Raw genomic sequence first — 25,861 nt, forward strand, 5'->3', positions numbered from 1 at the left:
TACTTGCAACGATAGTCACAGAGGATACTATAATTATACAGCAATTTCTTGGTTAGTTTCCAGGAAATTTTCAATGCGTCGTTGAAGGTCCTGAATACGCTGATTCATAACATCGATATAATTATTTTTTTGTTTACGCAAATGCATGAGTTCATGCATGAGTTCATGGTAGATATTTAGAGCCGTTACTATAGTTATATGTTCGGTACTATTGATGTTTACGGTTTTACGCACTTTCCGCATTTGCTCATCGACATAGTTAGCGGCTTGTTGGAGCGCTTGCGCTTGTTCGGGAGGGCATTTGATTTTATAACTGCGGTCGAGAATTTTTACCGAAATAATATTTTGCTCAACATCACTCATGGCATTTCTTCCCTTAATTGTGCGATTATTTTTTTTATTTTCTGAGCGGCATGAAGATTTTTTCTACCAATAAAGATCTTTCCCGTGCATTATTTGCTAATTTTTGCCGTAGCATATTATTTTCTGTTTTTAAACGCTCTAATGAACGCAATAAGTGATCTACTTGATATTCGAGTTCACTGAGTTCAATAGTGTGTGGTGATTGCATCCCTGGGATATCCTCTTAGTATTTCTTTTATAAAAAATACTAACTTTAGGTATTGATTATAAATTAAGAATAATGCCTTCCCCTAATTAGGTCAACCTCACATAGTTTTCTCAGAGCGGTATTGTTGCTTGGTACAACCAGTCATTTAATTTGTTATTCGATAATAAATCTTTTAATATAAGGTAAATTTGATGATGGTAATCATTAACCTGTTGAATTTCTTGTTCAGAAAGATCTGGTAGATTAATGAGTTTTCGACAATAGGGAACTAATGTAAGGTCTTCAAAGCCATAGAAAGGGCCGTGACCCATCATACTGTCGTTCGCTTTGAATTTTTCAGTAACCAAACAGAGGTTTTCAATTCGAATTCCATATTGATTGTTCATGTAAACGCCAGGCTCGTTGCTTACGATCATGCCTGGTTGCAGGGGAATTTGTGTATAGCGGGCCGTGATGGCTTGGGGTCCTTCATGCACGCACAAATAGCTCCCGACGCCATGTCCAGTCCCGTGACCATAATCTAGTGCCTCACGCCACAAAAATTGGTGGGCAAAAGCGTTGAGGTGTTCCCCACACGTTCCTTTGGGGAAGATTGTGTGGCGAATCGCAAGGTGTCCTTTAAGGACTAAGGTATAAAGATGCATTTGTTCTTGCGTGGGATTTCCTAAGTGGATAGTACGAGTAATATCAGTAGTCCCTGAGAGATACTGCCCACCTGAATCGATCAAATAAAGTGTAGAATCATCAATAGAGATGTCAGTTTCTGGTGTAGCTGCATAATGTACGATGGCCCCATGAGAGCCGAAACCACTAATGCTGGGAAAGCTTAAATCTAAACAGCGCGAGTCTTCTCGACGAAAGGCTTCCAATTTTTGAGCAGCTGTTATTTCACTCACGCCTTCTGGCCAGTGGTTTTCCAGCCAATGTAAAAAGCGCACCATGGCGATAGCGTCAAGGATATGTGCTTTTTGCGCACCTTTTTTTCTACGGGATTTTTAAGTGCTTTGAGCAATGTAATAGGGGAGGGTTTATAAATAAGATTTTTGGTATTTTTTAACTGTTTTCGAATCCACCAATTGGTTGTTTCAGGATCAATCCAAACACAGCAGGCCAAGTTGGCAAGGGCTTCGCCCAAAGTGTGATAAGATTTTATTTGGACCTTAATCTTTTTGAAGTAGATTTTATCCTCTTCAGTAAGCTTTTGTGGGTCTGTAAATAAGAAGGACTCATTTTGTGTGACTATGGCGTAGCTTAAAGCGAGTGGATTGTAATCAATATCGTTTCCTCGAATATTAAATAGCCAGGCAATAGCATCAAGAATATTCATTACCAGAACATCTGCGCTTTCGGATTGCAGAATTCTACGAAGAGTGACAAGTTTTTCTTCAGCACTTACACCAGCATATTGTTCGGGGTGGAGTCGAATGGGATAGTTTGGAAGTGCCGGACGATCTTTCCATAATTGGTCCACGAGATTATTGTCTACTAATAGAAGTTTTCCTTTCTGTGGGAGCAAGGCCTTCTCAATTTTTTCTACTTGGTGGATGCTAATAACTTGAGGGTCTGTAGCAAAAATGATGGCCCCTTTTTGCTCACGCAACCATTGATCGATAACGGGCGTTTCACCTTGACCCATTTTCATTAATTCAAAAAGCGTGCTATCAAGCTGCTGTTCTGCTTGTAAGAAATACCGAGGGTCGGTCCATAGAAAGGCATTATCCATTCCCACAATGACGTCTCCTGCGGATCCTGTAAATCCACTAATCCAAGCTCGACGTTGCCAACAAGGAGGGAGGTATTCATTTTTATGGGGGTCAGTGGCGGGAATATAGTAATAATAGGCACCAATTTCTCGCATTAATTGTCGTAATTGGAATAATCGATTTTTAATGAAGCTGTTGGTCATGGTAATTTCCTGTACTTGAAAGTCGTCATCATACTCAATTTTACCCCCTCTCGCGAGGCCGGGTTTTAGTTTGGTGAAAGTTAAAAGTATCTCAAATTGGCGCTGGCATGATAGGATGCTTGCTATGCCAGTTTCTAAAAACAAATCAGACCTCATTATTATTGGTGCAGGTCTTGTCGGGAGAAGTTTAGCAGTTTCTATGCAAAATCAGGGGCTGCAAGTCAAAATTTTAGAGCATCATTTGCCCGAGGCAACTTTAGCTCTTCAGAAAGATATGAGGCCTATTACACTTTCGTATGCTAGCTATCAAATATTACAAACATTAGGTGTATGGGAAGACCTGGCTGCTGAATCTTGTCCTATTTCTACCGTCCACGTTTCTGATCAAGGTGCATTAGGCACCTTACGTTTTCGAGCCAGTGAATTAAGAGTTCCCGCTTTAGGTTATGTAGTTCCTTTTTATAAATTACAGCACGTACTTTATCAACGATCGGCCTCTCAAAAGAATGTAGAAATTATCCCCATTACTAAAATTCTTGCTATTCATTGTGGTGGGGTAGCTTCGGTTAATTGTCTGACTGTTGAGGGAGAAAAAGATCTGCAAACAAATTTGCTCGTTGCTGCGGACGGAACCCAATCTACAGCGCGGCGATTATTAAATATTCCTACAGAAGAAAAAAATGAAAATGAAGTTGCACTGATTGCCTCAATAGAATTAGCAAAACCACATAATCAAACTGCCTATGAGCGATTTACGCGGCAAGGAACGCTGGCTATTTTACCGCTCTTTAACCAGAGTCAGTGTCGTTTAGTTTGGTCTTTGTCGAAACAATTGGCTGACAAAGTTAGTGGTTGGTCTAATGAGGAATTTCAAAGTAAGGTTCAGAAAATCTTTAAAAATCGTTTAGGAGAAATTAAATTGCTTAAACGAGGGAAGCAATTCCCTTTACAGCTACTAATTGCTAAAGAACAAATTCGTCCAAGCTTTGTTTTATTAGGAAATGCTGCCCATACCCTTTATCCCATTGCTGCTCAGGGTTTTAATTTAGGATTACGAGATGTGGCAGCGCTCAGCGAATTGATAGTCTCTGCTTATCAGAAGCATAAACTTTTGGGAGAAATTAATATTTTACAAGAATATATTAAATGGCGTAAAGAGGATCAGGATCGAATAATTGGATTAACTCGAAATATTTCACAATGGTTTGGCTTACAATTACCTTTGGCGAATCAAGTCCGAGGTTTAGGATTGTTAGCGACAGAATTGTTGCCCCCGATTAAAAATCAATTGGCCAAACGCTTGCTTGGTTTAGCGGGACGTTTGCCTAAACTAGTGCGAGGTGAACTCGAATGGATGTGACAACACGGTCTGAATTGATATCCGTCGCCATTATTGGTGGCGGGATGGTGGGGCTATTATTAGCAGCGTTATTAGCAAATGCAGAAATAAAAGTTACCCTTATTGAAGCAAAAAAACCTTTGTTGCGTTGTAGTAAAGATAGTTTAGATTCTCGTGTAAGTGCAATTAACGCAGTTTCCAGACGATTATTAAAAAAATTAATTGTTGGCAGGATATTCGCAAGTCAACTTATTCTCCTTTAGTTAAATTGGATGTGTGGGATAGCTCTGGTGGAGGAGAAATTATTTTTGACAGCGCCGACGTTGGTGCATCCGATTTGGGCGTCATTGTCGAAAACCGGGAGATTGTTCGAGTTCTCTGGCAAAAATTACAAGAGGATCCCTTAGTCAAATTTATTTGCCCAGCTCAACCTTGGAACCTCTCATCTTTTGATGAATGTATTGCTCTTGAGTTAGATAATCAAAAAACAATTCAGACTTCACTGCTCGTAGGAGCCGACGGTTCAGCCTCATGGCTTCGTGAGCAAATGAATATTAATATACAAAAGCGTTCTTACGAACAAAGCGCCGTCGTCGCCGTCGTTAAAACCAAAAATCCTCATGAACAAACGGGTTGGCAAGCGTTTTTACCAGACGCTGTGTTAGCTTTATTACCTTTAGCCGATCCCCATAATTGTGCCATTGTTTGCTCGGTTTCTCCAGAAGAAGCAACCCAATTAATAGCCGCCGATGAAAAATCATTTAATGCCAAAATAAATAGTCCTTTTGGGTTACGATTAGGTGAGATTCAGCGGCTAACGCAACCCAAATCTATCCCCTTAATAATGCGTCATGCAAAAAAATATTTAGATTCTCGCAGGGTATTAATCGGTGATGCAGCGCATACGATTCATCCTCTAGCAGGACAGGGAGTTAATTTGGGTTTTATGGATGCCGCTTGTTTAGCGCAATGCATTATTGACGCTCATCATGAAAAATGTGACGTGGGTAGTTTTCGGGTTTTGCGTCGCTATGAGCGTTGGCGCAAAGGAGATAACGTTATGATGCTAGCAGCCATGCAATTCTTTAAAGAATGCTTTGGCACTCAATCGCCTTTTATTGTTCAAGCGCGCAATATGGGATTGACAATGACTAATCGACTTAATTTCCTCAAAAACTATTTTATGAAAATTGCGATGGGTGAGTCACTCGATTTGCCTGATTTAATTAGGCGTTAAATTAATTAAAATAAAATTAATTTTTCTTGATTATTGACGTTAAAGATCGGTGTGATAAAGTCAGGCTTCACCAATTATAAGGAGATTTTTATGAGACACCCTGTTAAAACCATTGTACGTCAAACTCTCTTTGATTTTGATTTGAAAAATTAGAAGAAAATTAGAAGAAATGGTTTCCTGAAATGATTTCCTCCTTAGTTTTAATCGGCGGTTCCAGGGGACGGTTTGTTACTTTAGTGTGAAAGAAAAAGTGGTTAGGTCTTTTGTAGAGAACCATATTTTCACCACTGACCATCGTATTTTGGAAGAACTCATTATTGTGCCCGCTGCATGAGTTGCTTGCCTTTGGGGTTATCAGATCTATCTGGTGGACTTGGTAGCCCGCACTATTATAATCTTCGTCAGTTTGTCCCTGCCTTCGGATCAAACACCCTTAACCCCAGAAGGGATAGAGGAAATGGGTCGATTGCCTCAATCGGAAAGTTTCAAAGTGGTAAAATCAAATTCTAACGTCCGAAAAAAACCATGACTATCGTTTTTGGCAATCAGTGGCTAATATCCTATTTAGCCAGTGCTCCTCCATTGATTCTATTAGTGGTGCGATATTTGAATTAGTAATAAAGATAATTTAATTTCTTCATAAGAATACAAGGCTATTTATAGCATTTGTTCTATTGTTCTATTGCCTTGGTAGCGCTGGTCAGTTATGCATTAACTAACTTAGTTGAAATGATGCAAGAGGAATAAGTACTTAGTAGACGGAAGAAAGCGTCCCGTACGAGTTTTGCTCTGGAACGAAGAACAGACAGATGAAGCTGAAACCATGTTCGCGCCGGCTGTTTTATTGAGGGCCATCCCTCTTGGCCTTTAAAACCACTAAAGAGTTATTAGTAAATTAATCATGATATCGCCCTAAGACTAAACATTAGGTGGGAATCATTGGTTGTGCTACACTTTTTCACTTATGAAAGTTAGTCAATTTTTTTAGCTACTGTTAAAGAAATCCCTTCAGATGCCGAACTTACCAGCCATCGATTGATGATTCGTGCGGGCATGTTACGTAAATTGGCGAGCGGTTTATATACCTGGTTGCCCTTAGGGTTACGTGTTTTAAAAAAAGTGGAAAACATTGTTCGGGAAGAAATGAATCGGAGTGGTGCGCTAGAATTATTAATGCCTATAGTGCAACCGGCGAACTTATGGCAAGAATCGAATCGCTGGGAAGCTTACGAAGCTGAATTATTAAGAATTATTGATCGGCATGAGAATGCATTTTGTTTTGGTCCTACCCACGAAGAAGTAATTACGGATGTCGCTCGCCAGGAATTGCGTAGTTATAAACAATTACCTGTTAATTTTTACCAGATCCAAACTAAATTTCGCGATGAAATTCGTCCCCGATTTGGGGTAATGCGTTCCCGTGAATTTTTAATGAAAGATGCTTATTCTTTTGATCCCGATAAAAAGGGGATGCAAGCGGCTTACAATAAAATGTATGACGCTTATGTGCGTATATTTACTCGTTTGGGATTAAATTTTCGTGCAGTATTAGCGGATACTGGTGCTATTGGTGGTGACTATTCTCACGAATTTCAAGTGCTGGCCGATGTGGGTGAAGATGTTGTGGTTTATAGCGATGAAAGTGGTTACGCGGCCAACATTGAAAAAGCGAGCGCTCAGGCGCCGCAAAGTGAACGACCAGCACCTACGGCTGACATGACAAAAATAGCAACCCTCAACGTTCGTACAATTAAACAATTAGCGAAGACATGCAATATTTTCCCGGAAAAAGGCGTCAAAACCTTTATCGTGAAAGGAGAAAAATCTCCTTTTGTGGCGCTTATTTTACGAGGTGATCACGAATTAAATACGGTAAAAGCCCAGAACCTAGCCGGCGTCGCTTCTCCATTGGTTTTTGCCAATACAAAAGAAATTAGGGAAACTATTGGTGCTAGGCCTGGATCTTTGGGGCCTGTGAATTTGCCGCTTCCCTATATCGTGGATCGAGACGCTGCGCATTTGGCTGATTTTTGTTGCGGAGCCAACGAAGATGATTTTCATTTTATAAACGTTAATTGGGATCGTGATGTTCCTTTAGGAGAAGTGGCTGATCTTCGGAATGTGGTTGCAGGGGATCAAAGTCCTGATGGTAAAGGTCACTTGCGTTTTGCTCGGGGAATTGAGGTGGGTCAAGTGTTTCAACTTGGTGAAAAATATAGTCGTAAAATGAAGGCCACAATTATCGATGAAACGGGGAAAAGCTGCTATATGCAAATGGGCTGTTATGGAATCGGTGTTTCGCGAACGGTGGCGGCAGCAATCGAGCAGAATCATGATGAAGCCGGAATTATTTGGCCTGAAGCAATGGCTCCTTTTTCAATAGCTTTAATTGGTCTCAATAGGCATAAGTCTTATCGGGTGCAGACAGCTTGTGAACAAATCTACCATGAGTTCATCGAAGCAGGTTTTGACGTACTCTGGGATGATCGCAAAGAACAACCAGGTGTCATGTTTGCCGACATGGATTTAATAGGTATTCCACATCGATTAGTAATTAGTGAGCGTGGTTTGGATAAAGATACTTTGGAGTATAAATTTCGTCAAAACCATGAAGTAGAAGATTTACCCATTAAGCACCTAGCGGTTTTATTTAAAGAAAAAACCGAGTGGAACTAAATTCGTTAAATTCGAAATGCGAAGAGTCCACACTGGATTTACGGTGGTTAACCGTTTGCTCTCATTTAATTATCTTACTGGGGTGGGTGGGGTCAGCATAGCTTGCTTACAAGCAGCCATCGCATCCATGACGAATAGCATCATCATGGTTGTTAAGAGTTTTTTTATTTTTATAGTAGTTCCTCTGAGTTATTGTGCATTTTATCTCTTCCTGTTTAAAGAGATTCACCTAAATAAATCTAGCACAAATTTAAAAGAAAGAATACCGCCTTCTTTGCAGACGATTACTCTGTCGTTGGGCAGGGTAGTTTTTCACTGCTAATGCATGCATTTACTTCTTTATTGGTTTTAATTACCTTTTCTACTTATCCAATTTTTCTACTTATCCAATTTTGATTCCATTCCTTTGTGGTGACTCACATGGGAGTGATTCTAGGTTGGGTTTTTATGCTAACAGGACTTTTCGGTCAATCGGCCTGCTTCGCATTTTTGTGCTCCTTGTCGGTATTAGCCTTTTTTTTGTGGCAGATAGATGCGCTTGTTTATCATCTCTATCATTACCACTTAGTCCGCGGGGCACGGGGGCGTAGTATGGCAAATTATCGGAGTAAGGGCTTTTAATCAAGCCTTGAAATTATGATAGATTGAGTGGAGCAGCGTGGTTGTAATTGGTTTGTTATTAATTGGTTTGGAAACAAGCCATTGCCTTTATGTATGGTAAAAAGTAAATAACAAAACTTGGCGGCATAGTTGGTTGTTTGGTCTCGTTTTTGCGGCATGCTTATTTTTATCTTACAGATTAACGCTGGCTACAACCGCAGCAGATGTAATTGAAGATGTTAGTCCTCAAAGTAGTAATCATGTTCTCGTAATGGAAGCGCAAGTTATTCCTTATTACAATGCTGTACTCGGTTTATTATTACCTGTAAAAGATTCCAGCTTAGAATTGGAAACCCTGGATGATAGTTTTTGTGCAAAATGTGCAAGTGGCTAAGCCTCTCAATTATCCTTTGCATTCTCTTCTCTACAATGTCGACTACCTCAAAACCCTTACAATATTGTTATTATAGCGTTAGACGCGTGGCGATTTGACATAACTTTAAGGTAACACTGAACATTTATCGATTTTCCAAAAAATCTTGGGTATTTCGAGATAATTTAAGTGGCGAAAATTGCATGCGTTCTAGGATTTTCTCTTTATTTTACAGCCTTCCAGCTAACTATTGGACCGCAGTGTTGAAACAACATCGTTCTCCTATCTTTATTCATCAATATTCATCAATTAATTCATGAATTATTAAATATTAAAAGATTATTATCAGACCGATATTTTTCGAAGTACTTCTTTGCATTATCCCGCTTTTGATGAAACAGTGTTTCATTAAATAAAAAATTTACAGATCAATATACCCAGGCGCTGAATCTTTATGACCGTGGTCGACGTATCACGCAAGAATTTAAACATTTTATCAACTATATAAACCTCAAAAAGAAACCTTAAAAAGCCTTTTTTAGTTTTGTTTTTTATGATGAAATACACAATTATTGCGAGTCATCGGGTAAATTACCCAAAACCCTTCCAATCTGCTATAAAAGTTTGCAATCGTTTATTGTTAAACAATTCTACTGACCTGTTACCTTAATTTAAAAATGCGGCGCATTTTGATGATGCTTTAGTAGGGCAGGTAGGTATTACAAGCGCTGAAAGGCCATCAGTTATTAAAAAATACCATTGTGATTATCACTGCGGATCTTGGCGAAGAATTTAATGAAAATCATCAGAACCTATTGGGGACATGCGAGCGATTATACACCCGTGGCAAGTGCATACACCTTTGATCATATATTAGCCTGCTAAAAAGCCTAAAATAAATTATCGAAACAGTCATTACGATGTGATCCCCTCCCTAATGCAAGGAGTGCTGAATTGTCAAAATCTCATGTTGGACTACAGTATTGGAAAATCTTTGCTCAAAAAAGAAGAACACTCTCCTCTCATTATCAATAGCTATATTGACTATGGGATTGTAAGCCTGAAACAAGTAACTCGGATCTATCTTGAAGAAAATTATGCCATTCTTTATCCTAATGGTAAATATGTTCTTGGGGTCTAATTTGGATACTAAAATGTTGGAGAATGTATTTAATATTTTAAATAGATTTTTCCGATAAATATTCTTAAAAGAAAGTCGCGCCATGTGATTATCTATCCATAAACAGCTGCAATAGCAAGTGCAATACAGGATAAATATACAAAGAAGCGAAAGAGAACGGGGATACGATTCTCTACAACGCGACTGGTATGTCATTGGGAAATTGTAGAGTTCTTCTTTAACGAGAACCAATGCTGATCACAGAAAAATACCATTAAATTGATTCCTCCTTAGATAGCCTTTTTTATGGATTATGGTAGGATTGTGAGAGTGCTAGTCCAAGCAGAGACAGAAAATTACACACTGTCCTAGGTGGTTAACTCATCAATCTTCTATCTCACAGACTATTCATTCGATAATAGATGCTTCTAGCGACGACTATAAGGAATCTGTCATGTCTCAATCACCCGCCCAATCCCGACGGTGCTTTATACCGTTGGGCAGGATAGTTTTTTAATTAATACGTTCCTGGATCCTATTAATTGGTCTTAATTATTTTCGAATGCTCCCAAATTTTACTCAATAAATGGTATTACGGTAGGTGGCATAGCATTAGGATGGATATTTTTAATTGCTTCATTCATCACTCAACCAGGAGTTTTGTTCTTTTTTGGTTGCTTGATTGTAATTAGAATAATCACTCTATTCTCCTGCCGATGGCTTAGATTTACATTAGGTATCATTTTTACCTCATTACTCGTTGCTGCTTTGATTATTGATAGTGTGACTTTTGACTTGTATCACATGCACTATCTCAGTGTAGGATAGCGTATTTTTTAAGCCGATGCTTTTATCAGAAGTAATTTCATTATCACTACTGGAGCAAATTTTATTAGTTGGCTTAGTTATTATTTTACTCGTAGTGGAGTATTTCGTTGCTTTATTAGTATGGCGGTAGAGTGGTTAAAGAAAATAAAAGATATCGAGGGTATGTTTTTACTGGTAGTTTAATAACCTTCTTCCTGGATTCTTATAGTTGCATGTTTGTTGCAACAGCGATGACCTACCGACATTGGTTTAGCCCTATCGATAATCATATTGTTTTAAAAGCAGTGCGAATTTTTCCTTATTATGACGAGATCTACGAATTATTAATGCCAGGTGCTCTTAGTATCAGACGAATTTTAACACCAAAAGCCGAAGTTTATTTTTACGAGAAATAAATCACTCACATAAATATCCTTTCCATCCACTTCAATGTAGCATCTATAAGAAATTATTAAACGTACTCATTATATTGATATCTGGCGTTCTGATATCTGGCGTTATGATGCCATGAATAAAATATACACACGCCTAACATTTATAACGCCTAACATTTATAAATTTTTTCAAGGAAGGTTGCAATTTAAAAATCACTGGAGTGGGACAATTGTACCTAACCTAGATTAGTATCCCTTTTTATGGGATACCGGATAATTATTGGTGAGCTTTTTTAAGTCAGATCGACAACCTTTATTAATCCATCAATTTTTAAAAAATAATTATCAAATGGAGATTTTCACCAGTGCCTCTCTAAATTTTCCAGTATTTGACAAAATTATTTTTACGGAAATAAAACACATGTTAATGTGGACGCCTGGAAATAATACGGTGGCTCGTGGCTCGTGATCGTGCTATTACTCGCGAATTTGACTAATTTTTAAAAAATCGATAACCGGATCGACTTTTTTGGGATTCATTCTTTATATAATTATTGTGCCTCTACTACACCATACTTATAAACTTTTCCAACTTGCTGTTAAACAGTGCGATCGTTTTTCACTTACTCCCAATTCCGATTCAATTGCCTATGTCAATCGTTACCACAATGTCGTTTATTTTGTAGATAGTGAAGTTAAGAAAGTACTGGATGATTTAAAAAGCTATGATTTATTAAAAAATACGATTGTCATTTGTCATTATTACAGTGGATCACAATGAACAACTTAAGGATGAGCGTATGGGGTACTGGGTTCATGCTAGTGCTTATTGGCTGGGAAAAAACTACAGATTTATTCCTATCTTACCTCCCATTATGATATTGTGCTACTCTGCTAACAGAAATACTTCGGTTGCAAAAACTCCCTCTCTGATTATACTGTGGGCCATTCTTTGTTTACTGCAGGATCTCGTCCCTTTTTAATTTTAGAGAGTTATGTGGATTATGCTGCTGTCCTTACAAAGGATCAGATAACGCGTAATTTACCTTTTGGTGGCGATTATATAATTAATTATCTTAACGGTCGTCCGAGTATGGGGCGCATTTAGATAAGAATATGTTACAACAAGTATTGGAAGAATTACAAAAATATTTCCAATACTAATGTTGATCTATTCTAGGAGATTGAGTGCTAAAAATACCACCCTCTTATCGCTTACCCGTTGGTATTTCTATTTTCTGTCATATAATTTTATTGATTGCACTTACGATTAACTTATCTTCCTCGAATACGTATCGACTGAATAATCCATCTCACCCTGTGACTGTTATTAAAGCAGAAACGGTAAACCAGGCAGCTATCGATAATGAAATTAATGCTATGAAAAAAGAAGAAAAACAAAAGCGCGAAGCTGAGCAAGCACGTGCTCGAGCACTACAAGAAAGAGTTCAGGCCTTAAAAAAAGAACAAATCGCTGAACAAAAGCGACTTGCGGCTTTGCATGCAAAACGACTGCGTTTGAAGCAACAGGAAGAGCAAGAAGCATTAGCACAGAAAAAAGGATTAGCTTTGAAAAAGCAGGAGCAAATTAAACAACATAAACTGGCATCCAAACAACAAAAATTACAACAGCAATTATTGCAACAAGAAATACAGCGAGAACAGGCTCAAGTAACCAAAGTGCGTCAAACAGCGCAGACTCAGGGAGTTTTAGATCAATACAAAGTGCAAATCATACAAGCTATTCAACAACAATGGATTTTGCCTGAAAACGCCGATAAGAATCTTTCATGTATTTTGCTTATTCACTTAGCACCAGGCGGAGTTATTTTATCGGTAACAACACTTAAGAGCAGTGGCGACCTTGTCCTCGACCGGTCGGCTCGAATGGCGGTCTTTAAAGCTTCTCCTTTACCTGTTCCCCAAGATAGTGCTCTCTTTTCTCAATTTCGGGAATTACACTTGACGGTTCGACCTCTGCAGGTCCAAGTGAATTCATAACTATTGCATGAAGGATAGTAGCAGCACTATAATCTGGCGATAGTTATCCCACGAAGTGAAAGCCATGAGAAAACGATATCGACTAGCCCTTTATGTCCTCGCTTCATTATTTTTTATTCCCGCCTATGGCGCATTAGATTTAGAATTAACCCAAGGGATGACTTCTGCGATCCCCATTGCTATTGCGCCTTTCGTAGGAACATCCGTTTCCGTTCTCGGAGATCAAACAATTCTTCAAGTAATCAAAAACGATTTACAGCAAAGTGGGCAATTTCGAGTAATGGGACCCGATAATTTAGGCCAGACTCCAGAATCTATACAAGAAGTAAATTACAGTTATTGGCGAAAACAAAAAGTCAACGCGGTGGTTATTGGTGCTATTCGACCATCTGGAATTAATCATTATCAAGTGACCTTTACCTTAGTGAATATTTTTGATTCGGACAATGTCTTATTAAGCGATTCGTTTAATGTGAGGGTGCAAAATTTACGAAGTCTCGCTCATCATATCAGTGATCTCATTTATCAAAAGCTGACCGGAGTCCGAGGTGTTTTTTCCACACGAATTGCTTACGTCCTTGTGCAGCGTTCCCCAGATAAACCTCCTATATACACTTTAGAGGTGGCAGATGCGGATGGTTTTAATCCTCAACCTCTTTTGCTTTCTCATATGCCTATTATGTCTCCCACGTGGTCTCCGGATGGGAAAAAATTGCTTATGTTTCTTTTGAAGGGCAGCATGCGGCTATTTATGTACAAAATTTAGCTACTGGACAGCGGCAACGAATTAGCGACGCCCCAGGGATCAACGGAGCACCTGCTTTTTCACCAGATGGAACCCGTTTAGCGTTAGTACTTACCAAAACAGGAAACCCTAATATCTATGTTTTAAATTTAGCCACGAAACAATTGCGCGAAATCACTAATGATTGGAATGATTGGGCTATTAATACCGAACCCACTTGGTCGCCTGATGGAAAAATTCTTCTCTTTACTTCTAATCGTGATGGGACACCGCAAATTTATAAACACTTTTTCAATGATAATGCAATTACTCGCTTGACTTACCGAGGTGATTACAATGCGCGAGCATCTTTTTTACCTGATGGGAAATCGATTGTGATGATGCATCGAGAGAACGGCTTGTTTGGGATTGCGTATGAAGATTTAACAACGGGGCAATTGCAAATTTTAACCCAAAGTGGGGCAGATGAATCGCCGAGTTTGGCTCCGAATGGTAAGATGATCATTTATGCGACGGAATATGGAGGACAAGGAGTACTCGCGCAGGTTTCTATCGATGGACAAGTGAAACTGCGGTTGCCCTCGAAAGAGGGAATTGTCCAAGAACCCGCGTGGTCCCCATTTTTAGGTTAATACTATAATTCGGAGTAGGAGACAGTAAGAATGGTGGGATCAACAACAGTTAGAGGAGTACATATGGGGAAAAGATTCCAATGGGCTATTTTGAGTATGGCGATACTTGGTTTGACGGCTTGTAAAAGCCACACTCCTTCTATGAGTGGCGAAAGTGCAGCAACTGGGGTTGGAAACGGCGCTAAAACCTATGCATTGGCAGGACAATCCGGTTATCACGGTCAAGTGATGCGAGATTCGAAAGGTGAAATTATCAATTCCTTGGTTGCGCCTGCCAATCAAACGTATTATTTCGATTTTGATAGTACGGCAGTGAGGTCTGTTGATCTTCAAGCAATTCATATCCAGGCTAATTATTTAGCTACCAATCCGAAAGCAAAAGTCCGTCTTGAAGGTAATACTGATAACCGAGGCAGTCGAGAATACAACATCGGCTTAGGTTGGCACCGTGATCAGGCCGTTGCTCGCATTTTTGAACAAGAAGGGGTAGAGCCATCACAGCTCGATATGGTGAGCTACGGAAAGGAGCATCCAGTAGTTACGAGTAACAATGAATACGCATGGCAATTGAATCGACGAGTTAATTTGATTTATGAGGCTTATTGAGGATGAAAATAAAGATTTTGTATGCCCTAACGGGTTTAACTACCCTTTTATTGATAGAGGTTGTCGCGCTGGGTGATGCGCCTGTTGTTGATATTACCCAGCAAACTAGTGGCCAAGAGACTCCAGCGGAAATACCTATAACAGCTACTGTCGAAAGCTCCAATGGGTCAGCTACTGAAATCACTCCTCCTGGTCCTGCGGCTTCTTCACCTACGCAGCCGTTGACTGATAGTCAGCGCATAGCTCGTCTAGAACAGCAAATGAATAACCTTATTAATATAAATCTGCCGCAGAAAATTACAGATCTACAACAGCAACTTGCCCAAGTGCGAGGTCAATTGCAAGAGCAGCAGCACGATTTACAATTGGTAAATAACCAACTGCGTAGTTTTTATAACGATCTTAACCAAAGAATAACGCAGCTCAAAAATTTAAATAGTGATAGCTCAAATGATAATTCTTCTTCACAAAAAACTACCCGAAATTCGCTTTCCAATAATGGGAATATTCAATTAGAAGACTCCACTGCTTATCAAACGGCGCTTAATTTTTTAACTAAAAATCAATATGATAAAGCTGAAGCTTCTTTTCAAAATTATTTGAATGATTATCCTAATGGAAATTATGTCGCTAATGCCCATTATTGGCTCGGGGAAATCTACCTGGAACAGAAAAACAGAAAAAAAGCAGCGTTAGAGTTTCAAATAATTAAAAATAAATTTCCTAAATCAGAAAAAGTACTCGATGCTCAACTAAAGTTAGCCATTATTCATGCGGAAAATAATCAAGTTGCTCAAGCTGAACGAGAATTAATGGAAATAAAAAAACAGCACCCCAGTTCAACGGTGGCGCAATTAGCGAGTATTCGTTTGCAGCAGTTGGAAGCGGCTAATTCGCCATCAACGAACCCTTTATTGTGAACAAGCCTCTGGATTTCCCAAATTTTTTTCTTACAGGAAGAAACAAAGAGTGTGGGATTGACAACTGTTTTTATTCGGCTAACGGGGGGTTGTGTTGCCCCCAAGCCTTGCTCCGTTGTTCCTATTGTGATACGCCCTATGCCTTTTTAGGAGAGAAATTAAAGGGGGTGTGCTGTGGTGGAGGGGAGGGGGCCCCCGCGCGCGGCGGCCGGGGGCCCCGGCGCCCTGTGCGGGCGCTTATTCAGTGTCCCTATGTGATGAAGACGGTTACGATGGAGTGGAGAGAACCCCATACCCTTGGCTCAGCTGGATTATTTTCGTGTTATTGGATTATTTCGCGTTATTGAAAGCTTATGTGATTTGGGTTATAACGTTTCCCTAGAAACGAGCGGGGTGTTAGATATGGGTGTTGGATATTTCTGCGGGTAGGTGTAGGTAGATTCCCTTGGGTAATAAAAATTCTTGACGTTAAAACTCCTGGCTCCAATGAAACTTCCCGAAATAAATTTGTAAATTTTAATTACCTTTCCTCTGATGATCAGATTAAATTTGTTATATGCGATCTTTGTGATTATGAATGGGCCAAGAAAGTTTTAGCTTCATATTCCGAAGTGTTATTTTCGCCCAGCCATGGCTAATTATATAACTAAACATTAGTGGAGTGGATATTGAACGATAATCTATCAGTCCGCTTTCAACTTAAATCGAACCTTTGATTCAAAGACACTGAAAAAAAAGCTATGAGTATATTGTGAATGTAATAACTTTCCGGCTTCAACAATTTTTCAATTTCATAAATTATTTTATTTTTTATTTCCTCTGGTGGTGATTAATAGAGGTAAACTCGAAACTATTGTGTCAATATTTTTCGATAAATCTCCAAGCAATGCAGATAAATTTTTAGTATCGCCATGGAGGATTTTAATTAAAGGAAATTTGCTTTTAAGCTTTTCTACTAAAATTTCTGAACTTTCAACGATAATGAGTTGGTAGTGGGGAATCCCAGGTCGCAGCATAGCTTTATCGATAGTACCGGTTTCGGCTACAATCTCAAGGATGTAATCTTCGGAGAGTGAAACCATCAAATCCACTCCGCGAGAAAGGCAGGGAGAGCTCGGTGTTACTGAACCTACCGCTCGTGGGTTAGTAATTAAAATTCATCAGTAATGGTTGAAATTATCGCATATCGCCCAGATTTAACAAATAATAGTTATTTTAGTGCCGTCTCGTGATATGGCTATTTAATGATTTTAGAGAACTAACGGTGTTACTCTCAGACTCTGAGTAAGTGTTATTAGAATCGAACTTTGGAGAGGAGACTTTCATGCGAATGGATAAATTTACAACATTGTTTCAAACAGCATTAGCGGATGCCCAATCTTTAGCCGTGGGTCGAGACCAACAATTTATCGAGCCGGTCCACATAATGAAAGTGTTGCTAGAGCAAGAACACGGCACTACTGTACCATTATTACAACAATCAGGTGTTAATTTGTCGCGGTTGATCGATGGGTTGGACAAGGCAATCGATAATTATCCTCAAGTTCAAGGTACGAGCGGAGAGGTTCATTTATCTTCGGAGTTGGTGCAAATTTTAACTTTAATGGACAAGTTGGCCCAACAAAATAAAGACAAATACATTTCTTCGGAATTGTTTATTCCAGCTGCATTAGAGGCTAAAGGTCGATTACGAGATCTTTTGATAGAAGCTGGTGCTGATAAAAAAACTATTGAAAAAAATATCAAAAACTTACGTGGTGGGGAACGCGTTACTGAACAAGGTGCTGAAGCACAAAGACAAGCATTGAAAAAATATACTATCGATCTTACGAAAAAAGCTGAAATTGGAAAATTAGATCCCGTTATTGGTCGTGATGAAGAAATCCGTAGGACTATCCAAGTTTTACAGCGACGCACTAAAAATAATCCTGTGTTGATTGGAGAATCTGGTGTCGGTAAAACCGCCATTGTAGAAGGTTTGGCGCAGCGAATCATCAACGGAGAAGTCCCAGAGGGGTTAAAAAATAAACGGATTTTAGCGTTGGATATGGGAGCGCTCATTGCAGGGTCAAAATTTCGCGGAGAATTTGAAGAACGGTTAAAAGCAGTATTAAAAGATTTAGTTAAACAGGGAGGGCGAATTATTCTATTTATTGATGAATTACATACTATGGTTGGTGCAGGTAAGGCAGAAGGAGCTATGGATGCTGGTAATATGTTAAAGCCAGCTTTAGCGCGGGGCGAGCTTCATTGCGTAGGTGCTACCACATTGGATGAGTATCGAAAATATATTGAGAAAGATGCTGCTTTGGAACGTCGTTTCCAAAAAGTACTGGTGGATGAACCTTCCACAGAAGATACTATCGCTATTTTGCGTGGCTTAAAAGAACGCTATGAAGTGCATCACGGTGTGGAGATCACAGATCCCGCGATAATTGCGGCAGCAACCTTATCACAACGTTACATTACTGATCGAAATTTGCCTGATAAAGCCATTGACTTAATCGATGAAGCAGCAAGCCAAATTCGTATGGAGATGGATTCAAAACCTGTCGAACTTGATCGGTTGGAACGCCGACTTATTCAATTGAAAATTGAGCGTGAAGCATTAAAAAAAGAGACAGATGAAGCATCCAGGAAGCGGTTGGCTGACTTGGAAAAAGAAATTAAAAACGTTGAAAAAGAATATTCTGATTTAGAAGAAATATGGAAAAGTGAAAAAGCTGCTTTACACGGAACGCAACAAATCAAAGAAGAATTGGAGCAGGCGCGTATTGATTTAGAGGCGGCCGGTCGTGTAGGTGATTTAACGCGAATGTCTAAATTGCAGTATGGAATTATTCCTGAATTAGAAAAAAATTATCGGCTGCTTCTAAAAAAGAAGATCAATTTCGGGAGCATAAATTATTACGAAGTCGGGTGACAGAAGAAGAAGTAGCCGAAGTTGTGTCTAAATGGACCCATATTCCTGTTTCAAAAATGCTTGAAGGAGAGCGCGAAAAATTGTTGCATATGGAAGAAGTGCTTCATCAACGAGTAATTGGCCAGGATGAAGCAGTGAGTGCAGTTTCAAATGCTATCCGTCGTTCGCGTGCTGGATTATCCGATCCTAATCGACCTATCGGTTCCTTCCTATTTTTAGGTCCCACAGGTGTGGGTAAAACTGAATTATGCAAGGCACTGGCCGCTTTTCTCTTTGATACTGAAGAGGCTATGGTGCGCATTGATATGTCCGAATTTATGGAAAAACATTCCGTCGCTCGTTTGATTGGTGCTCCTCCGGGTTACGTTGGTTATGAAGAAGGAGGATACCTTACTGAGGCTGTCCGGCGTCGACCGTATTCCGTTATTTTGTTAGATGAGGTGGAGAAAGCACATAATGATGTGTTTAATATTTTATTACAAGTTCTCGACGATGGACGATTAACCGATGGGCAGGGAAGGACAGTTGATTTTCGTAATACCGTTGTGGTAATGACCTCAAATCTCGGTTCTCAATTGATTCAGGAATTTGCTGGTGAAAGTTATGCAAAGATGAAGGAAGTTGTAATGGAGGTAGTTGCTCAGCATTTCCGACCAGAATTTATTAACCGGATCGATGAACCGGTTGTTTTCCATTCTTTAAAAGAAAACCAAATTCGCAATATTGCAGGGATTCAAATCGGGCGGATCAAAGCGCGTTTGAGAGAAAAAGATTATCAATTAAGGATAAATAGTGAGGCTCTTGATTATTTAGCGAAACTGGGTTACGACCCCGCCTATGGTGCTCGACCTTTAAAACGAGTTTTGCAACACTATTTGGAAAACCTCCTTTCTCAAGCAATTTTAGAGGGGAAATTTGTGCCAGGCTCGATAATTAAAGTTGAGAGAAAGGATAATCAATTGACATTTGTTAAAGCATGATAATTTTAAAGATTATTGCTGAGCTTGTCGTTGGCGCGGGATTGCTTGGATATGGGGTGGGGTGCAATGTTTTATTACCGCTTCTGCTTCTTTAGCGCAACATTTACGTCTTTTTTTCATGGAAAAATTCAAGAAAAATTCAAATGGCAATTGGAAACGTGGTTGGATCGAATATCGTTAATTCGATTGGTTCCTGGTGTAGTTGCTCTAATAATTGCGATATAAGTGTCGTTTGATTAAATGGGAACTTCCTGGAACTTTCTATTTTAATTATTATGTCCCTTATGTTCAGGATTCTATTGTGGAGTGATTATCTGTCTCGTGTAGAAGGAGAGAAGTTCTTTTAATTTTTCTGCTAATCGTTCATCTGTATTGGATGTCGCTCACAATGTTAAAAAACCAAGCATTCCACTTTAAAGAAATATTGCTTCAGGCAAAACTTGAAAAGGCCACCATGACTTATCGGAAAAAGTGTTTTTTAGTAGCTCAGGGGTTATCTCGTTATTATTTGTTAGTTCTGAACTTTCAGTAGATGGTGCTTGAATGCGGCCCAATTATTAGGAATTAGTGAGTTTGTCATTGGCTTAACTGTTTTGACAATTTGTACTTCTCTGCGAGAATTTGCAGATACGTTGATGTAGGGGCATTGAAAAAAGAATATGACATTGCCGTTGACCATATCGTTGGTTCTAACCTATTTAATTCGCTAGCTGTTATGGTAATACCAGCTCTTATCGCGCCTGGTCTAGTTTTATCGGCGGTTTTTAGGCGTGATTATCCTGTTATGATGCTCTTTTTTACCTTTGGACTATGGTTTTTACTTTAGCCACTTCGCGCCGGAGTGGAATTGGGAGAGGATTTGGTGTTTTATTTTTATATAGGGTATGTTAGGGTATTTTTTAGTCCTGCTTATATCCAGTATTTAATGTAGAGGACTAACCGCCCCATCAACCGTTGACTTCGAGGACGCAACGTTTGCCAACTGTCTAATGAAACCTCGCGAGAATTTTTGAGGTCTTCTAAAAATTGTTGTTCTAATATTCTTTTCGCTTCTTTGGAAGCGATATGAATATCCGCTTCTAAATCGTGAATCAGACTACGGTGGTTGAGATTGCTTGAACCGATAACCATCCAGTCATCAATAATTAATGATTTCGCGTGCAACATCGAAGGCAGGTACTCAAAAATTCTTACTCCCGCCTTAAGCAAACTGTAATAAAAAGTAGAAGAGGCCCATGGCATCATAGCGACATCGGATTTCCGAGGTAATAAAATACGTACGTCGATCCCAGAGCGAGCAGCATCTTTCAATCTTTTTAATAGAAAATTATCAGGAACAAAATACGCATTGGTAATCCAAATGCGGCGCGTGCAATTAGCCATTTTACGGAGTAAATTTTTATAAAGAATGCGTCGGCGGTGGCGAGTGTAATTGAGACGAATGAGGGGATCTTTTCGAATTTGACGAAAAATTTCCCGTAAACGTTCTTTAATCGTGCGATGATACCAGGCTACATCAAATGCCTTGATTAATTCTTTTAAGTCAGTTCCGGTAAGGCGCACTGAAGTATCGCGCCAACCATCGCCCCCTTCTTCTGTCGATAGATGATATTTGCTGATATTAAGACTACCAATATAGGCAATTTCTTTATCGATAATGCAGACTTTCCGATGATTGCGAAAATTAATTTTTAGAATTAAATAAATCCATTTTATGAGAGAGGGTAATTTAACTATAGAACGACTCCAATCCCATAATTGCCAAGGAAACGGATGAAAAACCTTAGTTTTTACCCCTGATTCTTCTAGGAAACGAGCAAAATTTGCGCTCCATAAAGGGCTACCGGCGCCATCGACCATTACCCGAACTTTAACTCCACGCTTTGCAGCTTCTGCTAGCTCAAGTGCAATCCGTTTCCCGAGTGTATCGTTGTGAAATAGATAGGTCTCTAAATCAATCGAATGTTTTGCTTTTGCGATATCCAATAACAAGGTGTCAAAATGCTTCTGTCCCTCTGTAAAAACAGTTTCTTGGCGATTTTTTGTTAGTAAGCGACCTTGTATGATACCCTTTTCCTCTGGCTATTCAATCGGAATCTTCCTTACAAATTCGTAAGTTATTAGCTTTGGCAAATTTTATTATAGACTCATAAAGCTCAGGATTGGATTGTTTGAGATGAGGGTCGACGATGACGCATTTGTGACCATCTTTCAGAGAAGGCTGTAGCAGGGGGAGTAGTGAATGCGGTGTTTATGAAAGGTGGAAAGCGTGCCACTCATGCGTTCGGCCCAATCGCTGGGTCGAAAGGGTTCACCTGATTCTGTCACTCCTTCAATGATTATTCTCGGCTTCTTATTTTTCATTGTATGGTCTATTGAATGGCGCACTATAATGTGTGATATATTTAGGTGGCACATATTATAGCACTTTGACAAAATCTGCCAGGGGCAACCGTGACCGAAATCAAGCAACTCCCAGTTTGTGGCATCTATCTCTTGCCAAACCTGTTTACTGTAGGTGCTATGTTTGCAGGGTTTTGTGCCATCGTATCTTCCATGAAAGGTCGTTATGAAGCGGCCGCTATAGCCATTTTTGTTGCTCTTATTATGGACGGTTTAGATGGTCGAATTGCTCGGTTATTGCATGCCCAGAGCGAATTTGGGGCCCAGCTTGATAGTTTGTCTGACATGATTAGTTTTGGCATTTCTCCGGCCTTGGTAGTTTATAGCTGGTCTCTGGCGATTATGGGCAAGCCGGGATGGTTGGCTGCATTCATTTATGCAGCTTGTACTGCTTTGCGTTTGGCACGATTTAACGTTCAGGCAAAAAAATCGACAAAAGTTATTTTCAGGGTCTTCCCACACCGCCTGCGGCGGCATTGGTAGCGAGTATCGTATGGGTATGTAGTACTTATGATGTGGTAGGGGAAAGCATTGCATTGCTCATGACCATCGTGGTTATCTTATTGGGACTTCTGAAGGTGAGCACGATTCGTTATCGTAGTTTTAAAGACGTCAATTTATGCAATCGTGTTCCTTTTGTGGTGATCTTGGGAATAGTATTGATCCTTGCATTAATTGCCTTTGATCCGCCCGATATTCTGCTTATTCTTTCTTTTCTCTATGTGATTTCTGGACCTATTGAAACCTTGTGGTCTTTGCGCAGACGTCGTCAGAAAAAAAGAAACTAAAGGCTTCTAAACACCTTCGCCAATAAATCGAGGGGCTATTGAAAAAGCTTTCCAAATGAGCCTTGAAGAAGACATCGGGACAGGAGATATTACCGCTCAATTAATTTGACCCCATAAATTTGCCAGGGCTACTATTATTTCCCAGGAAAATGCTGTCGTTTGTGGTATCCCCTAGTTTGAGATGGTTTATTAGGAAATAGATTATGAAGTAAAAATAAATTGGAATTTAAATAAAGGAGATTTTATTGCGAGTGGTTAGTTGCTTGCGGGATTGACAGGAAAAGCTTGCTCGATTTTGACGGGAGAACGAACAGCGCTTAATTGGTTGCAATCGCTATCGGATACAGCGACCCTCGTCCATCGTTATGTAGAAAAATTAAAAAATACTAAAGCCCAATTACTGGATACTAGTAAGACAATATCCGGACTGCGTTATGCGTAAAAAATACCCTGTTCGACGTGGTAGAGGTAAAAATCATCGCATAGGTTTATATGACGCTTATCTCATTAAGGAAAATCATATTATGAGCTGCGGCTCAATTGTTAAGGCCATTCAAAAAGCACGAAATTATCATCCGAAAAAATCTATAGAAGTAGAAGTTGAAAATTGCGAGAAGTACTAGAAGCAAAAGTGGATGTTATTATGCTCGATAATTTTGATATTGATAGCATAAAAATCCATCGATCTATTGGATCATTTTTGTGAAAAAATCCTTGACTAGAAAAAGAATCCCAGCTGGGGAGGCCTTCAGGAAAAACTACAGAGGTAATCTCTAGCCTAGTAAATTTTTTTAATATTAATATAAGACAAAATCCGGACTTGAGAGTTGTCGTGGTGCCATTACTTCGGGAGTACATTCTTAGAGAGGGTTCTGAATTATTGAGGATTCTGAATTATTCACGAATCGAAATATTCCACTAGAAAATATTATAGCTGAAGTGAGTAAATTTCATAAAAAATTTAATGAAAAATTTAAAGCTAAACAAACATCTGCAAGCCGCTCTTCAGCTCTCACAGGAAAAATCGAGCCACTTCCGACTCAAAGAAAAAAACTTGAGATACAGTCGATGATGGCTGAAGTCCTTTCTAATTAGGACCGTAACTCCTTAACGGATTCGACTTAGGAAGCTCTCTATAACTTAGATTCAAACCCCGAACCAGGGCAGCCAAAACCAGAGGCTCCTTCCATCTCCTCATCTTTGGATGAGAAACCTTCTCAGAGCCAACATCAAAATCGCAATCAATACCAGCTAATGTTGGTAAAGAGCCGGCTCGCGAAGTTCCCAACGCGAATTCTCCATCGACTTCAACTGGAGCAACCAGAGATAGCACAGCCACCCCGGTGGCACCCGTTAAGAAACCAATTGGTGGCGTGTTAACTTTTCTCAGGTTCTTCAGAGATCTCTATTTCTATGCATTCAGATAGGGCATCAAGTGAGTCGACGAGGACTTTAAAGCGAGGGAATTACGAGCGAGTATTTTCTTACTTCCAGTATGGATGAGGTGAAAATCGGTGTCTTCCAATGAGTTAAACGAGGCATTTAGATTTTTAATAAAAATTCATTGGTTTTTTGTTTGTAGAATATACCACGTTTAGGAATGGCGCGAGTCATTATATAGTGAGGATATCTGCGGTAAGAGGGGATTAAAATTCCGCCCTCGTCCATATGAATAACATTCAAATCCTCTTCTTCCATATCCTTGAGGGCGGCTAGTGCATCAAATCCAAATATTTGGGATTTATGCCGACGAGAAAAATCACTGTGCCATCATCAAACAAAAAAGCTTCTATATGATTGTTAATGTATTCCTTATTTGCTCGGTTTTGGTTTCCGCCTGGCTGTATTTCTCGAAGAATATTATAATACTTTTTCTTAAAAGCAGGAACAAAACTCGTATGGCTTTCCGCTGCTACCAGCAAGATATTTTTTATCAAAAAAGGTTTGCAGATAATGTTGGGCTACTTCAATTCCCCTTTAAAAAGGACGGAAAACAGCACTGATCTTGCATATTGATGACATTGATATGAGGGAGAAGAAGCGGGGAGAGAGTTTTAAGAGCGTTTTGTAATCAAAGCAAGGTAAATTCCGATTAGCTGTCTGTGGTCATAGTAATCAATAAACAAATTTGCGAAGGATCGGTATTACTGGAAGCCAGACATTTTTCTTATAGCTCGACTACCCAGTTCTGAGGTGTTCGATATTAATTTTCGCTTCGCTTCTCCTATGAGGTAATGAGGATGATAATCATTGATGATTGAATAGCGTGTAGTCACTCCTAACACCTTAAGAGACTTTAATAGGTAGTCACTTAACTTACCGCCCATTATTGGGATTAATTCATTCGTGGAAAGTGGAAATTGGATTGCTCGGCATTGCTGTCGCAGACGCGATGAGACTACAGGAAGGAAGGCTTCTTTTTCTGGAACAGAAGCGTGAGGTTAATGCTAAATGTCGTCCCCAAGGGGATTCGAACCCCTGTTACCGCCGTGAAAGGGCGATGTCCTAAGCCTCTAGACGATGGGGACCTGGTTCGCTAAAAGCGATATGGGATTTTGTCCCTTTTCACTAAAGCGTTTTTTTCTTCGGGCTTTTTTAGTCTATTACATTTTACTTCTTTCCTAGTCTCCAAGCTGGGGAGCAGAAATTATTCTGAAAAAGCCTGAAGAAGGAAGTAAGAATGGAGCTAAGCGCAATTGAACTGCTGACCTCTTGCATGCGCCATCTAAACACTCTTTCAGTTGAACTTTATAGCCCTAGAGGAATGAATATTCTACGGACTCTTCTATGACTCTGTCAATATCTGTTTCGGGAAGAAGGTGATTCTAAAAAGTAGAAA

The 25,861-nt window shown here is 39.5% G+C and carries 24 protein-coding genes, 1 tRNA gene and 6 pseudogenes; 21 read left to right on the plus strand and 10 right to left on the minus strand.

Translation table 11 applies throughout. From position 1 onward, the window contains the following. Positions 1-33: 33 nt before the first annotated feature. The 4 genes and pseudogenes from MRH55_RS02505 to MRH55_RS02520 form a co-directional block, all read right to left on the minus strand. Positions 34-363 carry a cell division protein ZapA gene (locus MRH55_RS02505; protein ID WP_304985888.1) on the minus strand — a complete coding sequence of 110 codons (330 nt, stop codon included), beginning with the start codon at positions 361-363 and terminating at the stop codon, positions 34-36. Continuing rightward, positions 360-571, minus strand: a pseudogene (locus MRH55_RS02510) (TIGR02449 family protein). The gene MRH55_RS02505 and the pseudogene MRH55_RS02510 overlap by 4 nt, the downstream one beginning before the upstream one ends. 110 nt (positions 572-681) lie before the next feature. Next, complete coding sequence (locus MRH55_RS02515) at positions 682-1,512, minus strand: M24B family metallopeptidase (RefSeq protein ID WP_304985889.1); 831 nt, start codon at positions 1,510-1,512, stop codon at positions 682-684. Then, complete coding sequence (locus MRH55_RS02520) at positions 1,464-2,477, minus strand: aminopeptidase P family N-terminal domain-containing protein (protein ID WP_304985890.1); 1,014 nt, start codon at positions 2,475-2,477, stop codon at positions 1,464-1,466. Before MRH55_RS02520 ends, MRH55_RS02515 begins: the two co-directional genes overlap by 49 nt. Positions 2,478-2,592: 115 nt before the next feature. On the opposite strand from MRH55_RS02520, the gene ubiH reads away from it, so the two are divergent. From ubiH to MRH55_RS02600, 16 genes and pseudogenes are all read left to right on the plus strand, one after another. Then, positions 2,593-3,837, plus strand: a complete 1,245-nt coding sequence (gene ubiH / locus MRH55_RS02525; protein ID WP_304985891.1) for a 2-octaprenyl-6-methoxyphenyl hydroxylase — start codon at positions 2,593-2,595, stop codon at positions 3,835-3,837. After that, complete coding sequence (locus MRH55_RS02530) at positions 3,828-4,079, plus strand: FAD-dependent oxidoreductase (protein WP_304985892.1); 252 nt, start codon at positions 3,828-3,830, stop codon at positions 4,077-4,079. Before ubiH ends, MRH55_RS02530 begins: the two co-directional genes overlap by 10 nt. After that, positions 4,052-5,053, plus strand: coding sequence for a UbiH/UbiF/VisC/COQ6 family ubiquinone biosynthesis hydroxylase (locus MRH55_RS02535; RefSeq protein ID WP_304986094.1), 1,002 nt, complete (start codon positions 4,052-4,054; stop codon positions 5,051-5,053). Before MRH55_RS02530 ends, MRH55_RS02535 begins: the two co-directional genes overlap by 28 nt. Positions 5,054-6,017: 964 nt before the next feature. After that, positions 6,018-7,729: pseudogene (locus MRH55_RS02540) on the plus strand (proline--tRNA ligase). Between the two features lie 754 nt (positions 7,730-8,483). After that, the gene (locus MRH55_RS02545) at positions 8,484-8,723 is read left to right on the plus strand and encodes a hypothetical protein (RefSeq protein WP_304985893.1); all 240 of its coding nucleotides are present in this window, start codon (positions 8,484-8,486) and stop codon (positions 8,721-8,723) included. Positions 8,724-9,639: 916 nt separating this feature from the next. Then, a complete protein-coding gene (locus MRH55_RS02550; protein WP_304985894.1) occupies positions 9,640-9,843 on the plus strand; it encodes a hypothetical protein in 204 nt (67 codons plus the stop codon). A 639-nt stretch (positions 9,844-10,482) separates the two neighbouring features. After that, positions 10,483-10,650: a DUF3413 domain-containing protein gene (locus MRH55_RS02555; protein WP_304985895.1), complete on the plus strand. Its 168-nt coding sequence runs from the start codon at positions 10,483-10,485 to the stop codon at positions 10,648-10,650. Positions 10,651-10,862: 212 nt separating this feature from the next. Next, complete coding sequence (locus MRH55_RS02560; protein WP_304985896.1) at positions 10,863-11,045, plus strand: hypothetical protein; 183 nt, start codon at positions 10,863-10,865, stop codon at positions 11,043-11,045. A gap of 262 nt (positions 11,046-11,307) precedes the next feature. Beyond that, on the plus strand, positions 11,308-11,493 hold the full coding sequence (locus MRH55_RS02565) for a hypothetical protein (protein ID WP_304985897.1): 186 nt from the start codon (positions 11,308-11,310) through the stop codon (positions 11,491-11,493). 87 nt (positions 11,494-11,580) lie between these two features. After that, positions 11,581-11,805 carry a hypothetical protein gene (locus MRH55_RS02570; protein ID WP_304985898.1) on the plus strand — a complete coding sequence of 75 codons (225 nt, stop codon included), beginning with the start codon at positions 11,581-11,583 and terminating at the stop codon, positions 11,803-11,805. 159 nt (positions 11,806-11,964) lie between these two features. Further along, positions 11,965-12,132, plus strand: coding sequence for a hypothetical protein (locus MRH55_RS02575; RefSeq protein ID WP_304985899.1), 168 nt, complete (start codon positions 11,965-11,967; stop codon positions 12,130-12,132). Between the two features lie 80 nt (positions 12,133-12,212). Next, entirely contained in the window at positions 12,213-13,025 is an 813-nt protein-coding gene (gene tolA / locus MRH55_RS02580) for a cell envelope integrity protein TolA (protein ID WP_304985900.1), read from the plus strand. Positions 13,026-13,089: 64 nt separating this feature from the next. Then, positions 13,090-14,402: pseudogene (tolB, locus tag MRH55_RS02585) on the plus strand (Tol-Pal system beta propeller repeat protein TolB). A 30-nt stretch (positions 14,403-14,432) separates the two neighbouring features. Beyond that, a complete protein-coding gene (locus tag MRH55_RS02590; RefSeq protein ID WP_304985901.1) occupies positions 14,433-15,008 on the plus strand; it encodes an OmpA family protein in 576 nt (191 codons plus the stop codon). Positions 15,009-15,010: 2 nt separating this feature from the next. After that, the gene (ybgF, locus tag MRH55_RS02595; RefSeq protein ID WP_304985902.1) at positions 15,011-15,928 is read left to right on the plus strand and encodes a tol-pal system protein YbgF; all 918 of its coding nucleotides are present in this window, start codon (positions 15,011-15,013) and stop codon (positions 15,926-15,928) included. Positions 15,929-16,017: 89 nt separating this feature from the next. After that, complete coding sequence (locus MRH55_RS02600; RefSeq protein ID WP_304985903.1) at positions 16,018-16,275, plus strand: hypothetical protein; 258 nt, start codon at positions 16,018-16,020, stop codon at positions 16,273-16,275. Between the two features lie 456 nt (positions 16,276-16,731). Here the strand turns inward: MRH55_RS02600 and MRH55_RS02605 are convergent, their stop codons facing one another. Further along, a complete protein-coding gene (locus MRH55_RS02605) occupies positions 16,732-17,010 on the minus strand; it encodes a hypothetical protein (RefSeq protein WP_304985904.1) in 279 nt (92 codons plus the stop codon). A gap of 242 nt (positions 17,011-17,252) precedes the next feature. On the opposite strand from MRH55_RS02605, the pseudogene clpB reads away from it, so the two are divergent. Then, a pseudogene (clpB, locus tag MRH55_RS02610) lies at positions 17,253-19,831 on the plus strand (ATP-dependent chaperone ClpB). A gap of 646 nt (positions 19,832-20,477) precedes the next feature. Then, on the plus strand, positions 20,478-20,657 hold the full coding sequence (locus MRH55_RS02615; RefSeq protein WP_304985905.1) for a calcium:cation antiporter family protein: 180 nt from the start codon (positions 20,478-20,480) through the stop codon (positions 20,655-20,657). Positions 20,658-20,740: 83 nt separating this feature from the next. Here MRH55_RS02615 and MRH55_RS02620 read toward each other — a convergent pair whose 3' ends face one another. Together MRH55_RS02620 and MRH55_RS02625 are read right to left on the minus strand one after the other, a co-directional pair. Beyond that, entirely contained in the window at positions 20,741-21,898 is a 1,158-nt protein-coding gene (locus MRH55_RS02620) for a phospholipase D-like domain-containing protein (protein ID WP_304986095.1), read from the minus strand. A 19-nt stretch (positions 21,899-21,917) separates the two neighbouring features. After that, positions 21,918-22,195, minus strand: a pseudogene (locus MRH55_RS02625) (DUF3579 domain-containing protein). Between the two features lie 90 nt (positions 22,196-22,285). On the opposite strand from MRH55_RS02625, the pseudogene pssA reads away from it, so the two are divergent. From pssA to MRH55_RS02640, 3 genes and pseudogenes are all read left to right on the plus strand, one after another. Continuing rightward, a pseudogene (gene pssA / locus MRH55_RS02630) lies at positions 22,286-23,048 on the plus strand (CDP-diacylglycerol--serine O-phosphatidyltransferase). Positions 23,049-23,293: 245 nt separating this feature from the next. Continuing rightward, positions 23,294-23,464, plus strand: a complete 171-nt coding sequence (locus MRH55_RS02635; protein WP_304985906.1) for a beta/alpha barrel domain-containing protein — start codon at positions 23,294-23,296, stop codon at positions 23,462-23,464. Beyond that, complete coding sequence (locus MRH55_RS02640; RefSeq protein WP_304985907.1) at positions 23,457-23,645, plus strand: beta/alpha barrel domain-containing protein; 189 nt, start codon at positions 23,457-23,459, stop codon at positions 23,643-23,645. Before MRH55_RS02635 ends, MRH55_RS02640 begins: the two co-directional genes overlap by 8 nt. Positions 23,646-24,109: 464 nt before the next feature. Here the strand turns inward: MRH55_RS02640 and MRH55_RS02645 are convergent, their stop codons facing one another. The 3 genes from MRH55_RS02645 to MRH55_RS02655 form a co-directional block, all read right to left on the minus strand. Further along, positions 24,110-24,361 carry a hypothetical protein gene (locus tag MRH55_RS02645; protein ID WP_304985908.1) on the minus strand — a complete coding sequence of 84 codons (252 nt, stop codon included), beginning with the start codon at positions 24,359-24,361 and terminating at the stop codon, positions 24,110-24,112. Positions 24,362-24,734: 373 nt separating this feature from the next. Next, entirely contained in the window at positions 24,735-24,959 is a 225-nt protein-coding gene (locus MRH55_RS02650; RefSeq protein ID WP_304985909.1) for a hypothetical protein, read from the minus strand. Between the two features lie 518 nt (positions 24,960-25,477). Beyond that, a tRNA-Glu gene (locus MRH55_RS02655) sits at positions 25,478-25,550 on the minus strand. Positions 25,551-25,861: the final 311 nt, after the last annotated feature.

Origin of the sequence: Coxiella-like endosymbiont, from assembly GCF_030643785.1 — a bacterium.
Taxonomy (GTDB): Bacteria; Pseudomonadota; Gammaproteobacteria; order Coxiellales; family Coxiellaceae; genus Coxiella.

What these genes read in the sequence shown, in the direction of transcription:
- MRH55_RS02505 (WP_304985888.1), bottom strand. Translation starts at nt 363, where the DNA reads ATGAGTGATGTTGAGCAAAATATTATTTCGGTAAAAATTCTCGACCGC.
- MRH55_RS02515 (WP_304985889.1), bottom strand. Translation starts at nt 1,512, where the DNA reads ATGGTGCGCTTTTTACATTGGCTGGAAAACCACTGGCCAGAAGGCGTG.
- MRH55_RS02520 (WP_304985890.1), bottom strand. Translation starts at nt 2,477, where the DNA reads ATGACCAACAGCTTCATTAAAAATCGATTATTCCAATTACGACAATTA.
- ubiH (WP_304985891.1), top strand. Translation starts at nt 2,593, where the DNA reads ATGCTTGCTATGCCAGTTTCTAAAAACAAATCAGACCTCATTATTATT.
- MRH55_RS02530 (WP_304985892.1), top strand. Translation starts at nt 3,828, where the DNA reads ATGGATGTGACAACACGGTCTGAATTGATATCCGTCGCCATTATTGGT.
- MRH55_RS02550 (WP_304985894.1), top strand. Translation starts at nt 9,640, where the DNA reads ATGCAAGGAGTGCTGAATTGTCAAAATCTCATGTTGGACTACAGTATT.
- MRH55_RS02560 (WP_304985896.1), top strand. Translation starts at nt 10,863, where the DNA reads ATGTTTGTTGCAACAGCGATGACCTACCGACATTGGTTTAGCCCTATC.
- MRH55_RS02590 (WP_304985901.1), top strand. Translation starts at nt 14,433, where the DNA reads ATGGTGGGATCAACAACAGTTAGAGGAGTACATATGGGGAAAAGATTC.
- ybgF (WP_304985902.1), top strand. Translation starts at nt 15,011, where the DNA reads ATGAAAATAAAGATTTTGTATGCCCTAACGGGTTTAACTACCCTTTTA.
- MRH55_RS02605 (WP_304985904.1), bottom strand. Translation starts at nt 17,010, where the DNA reads ATGGTTTCACTCTCCGAAGATTACATCCTTGAGATTGTAGCCGAAACC.
- MRH55_RS02640 (WP_304985907.1), top strand. Translation starts at nt 23,457, where the DNA reads ATGCGTAAAAAATACCCTGTTCGACGTGGTAGAGGTAAAAATCATCGC.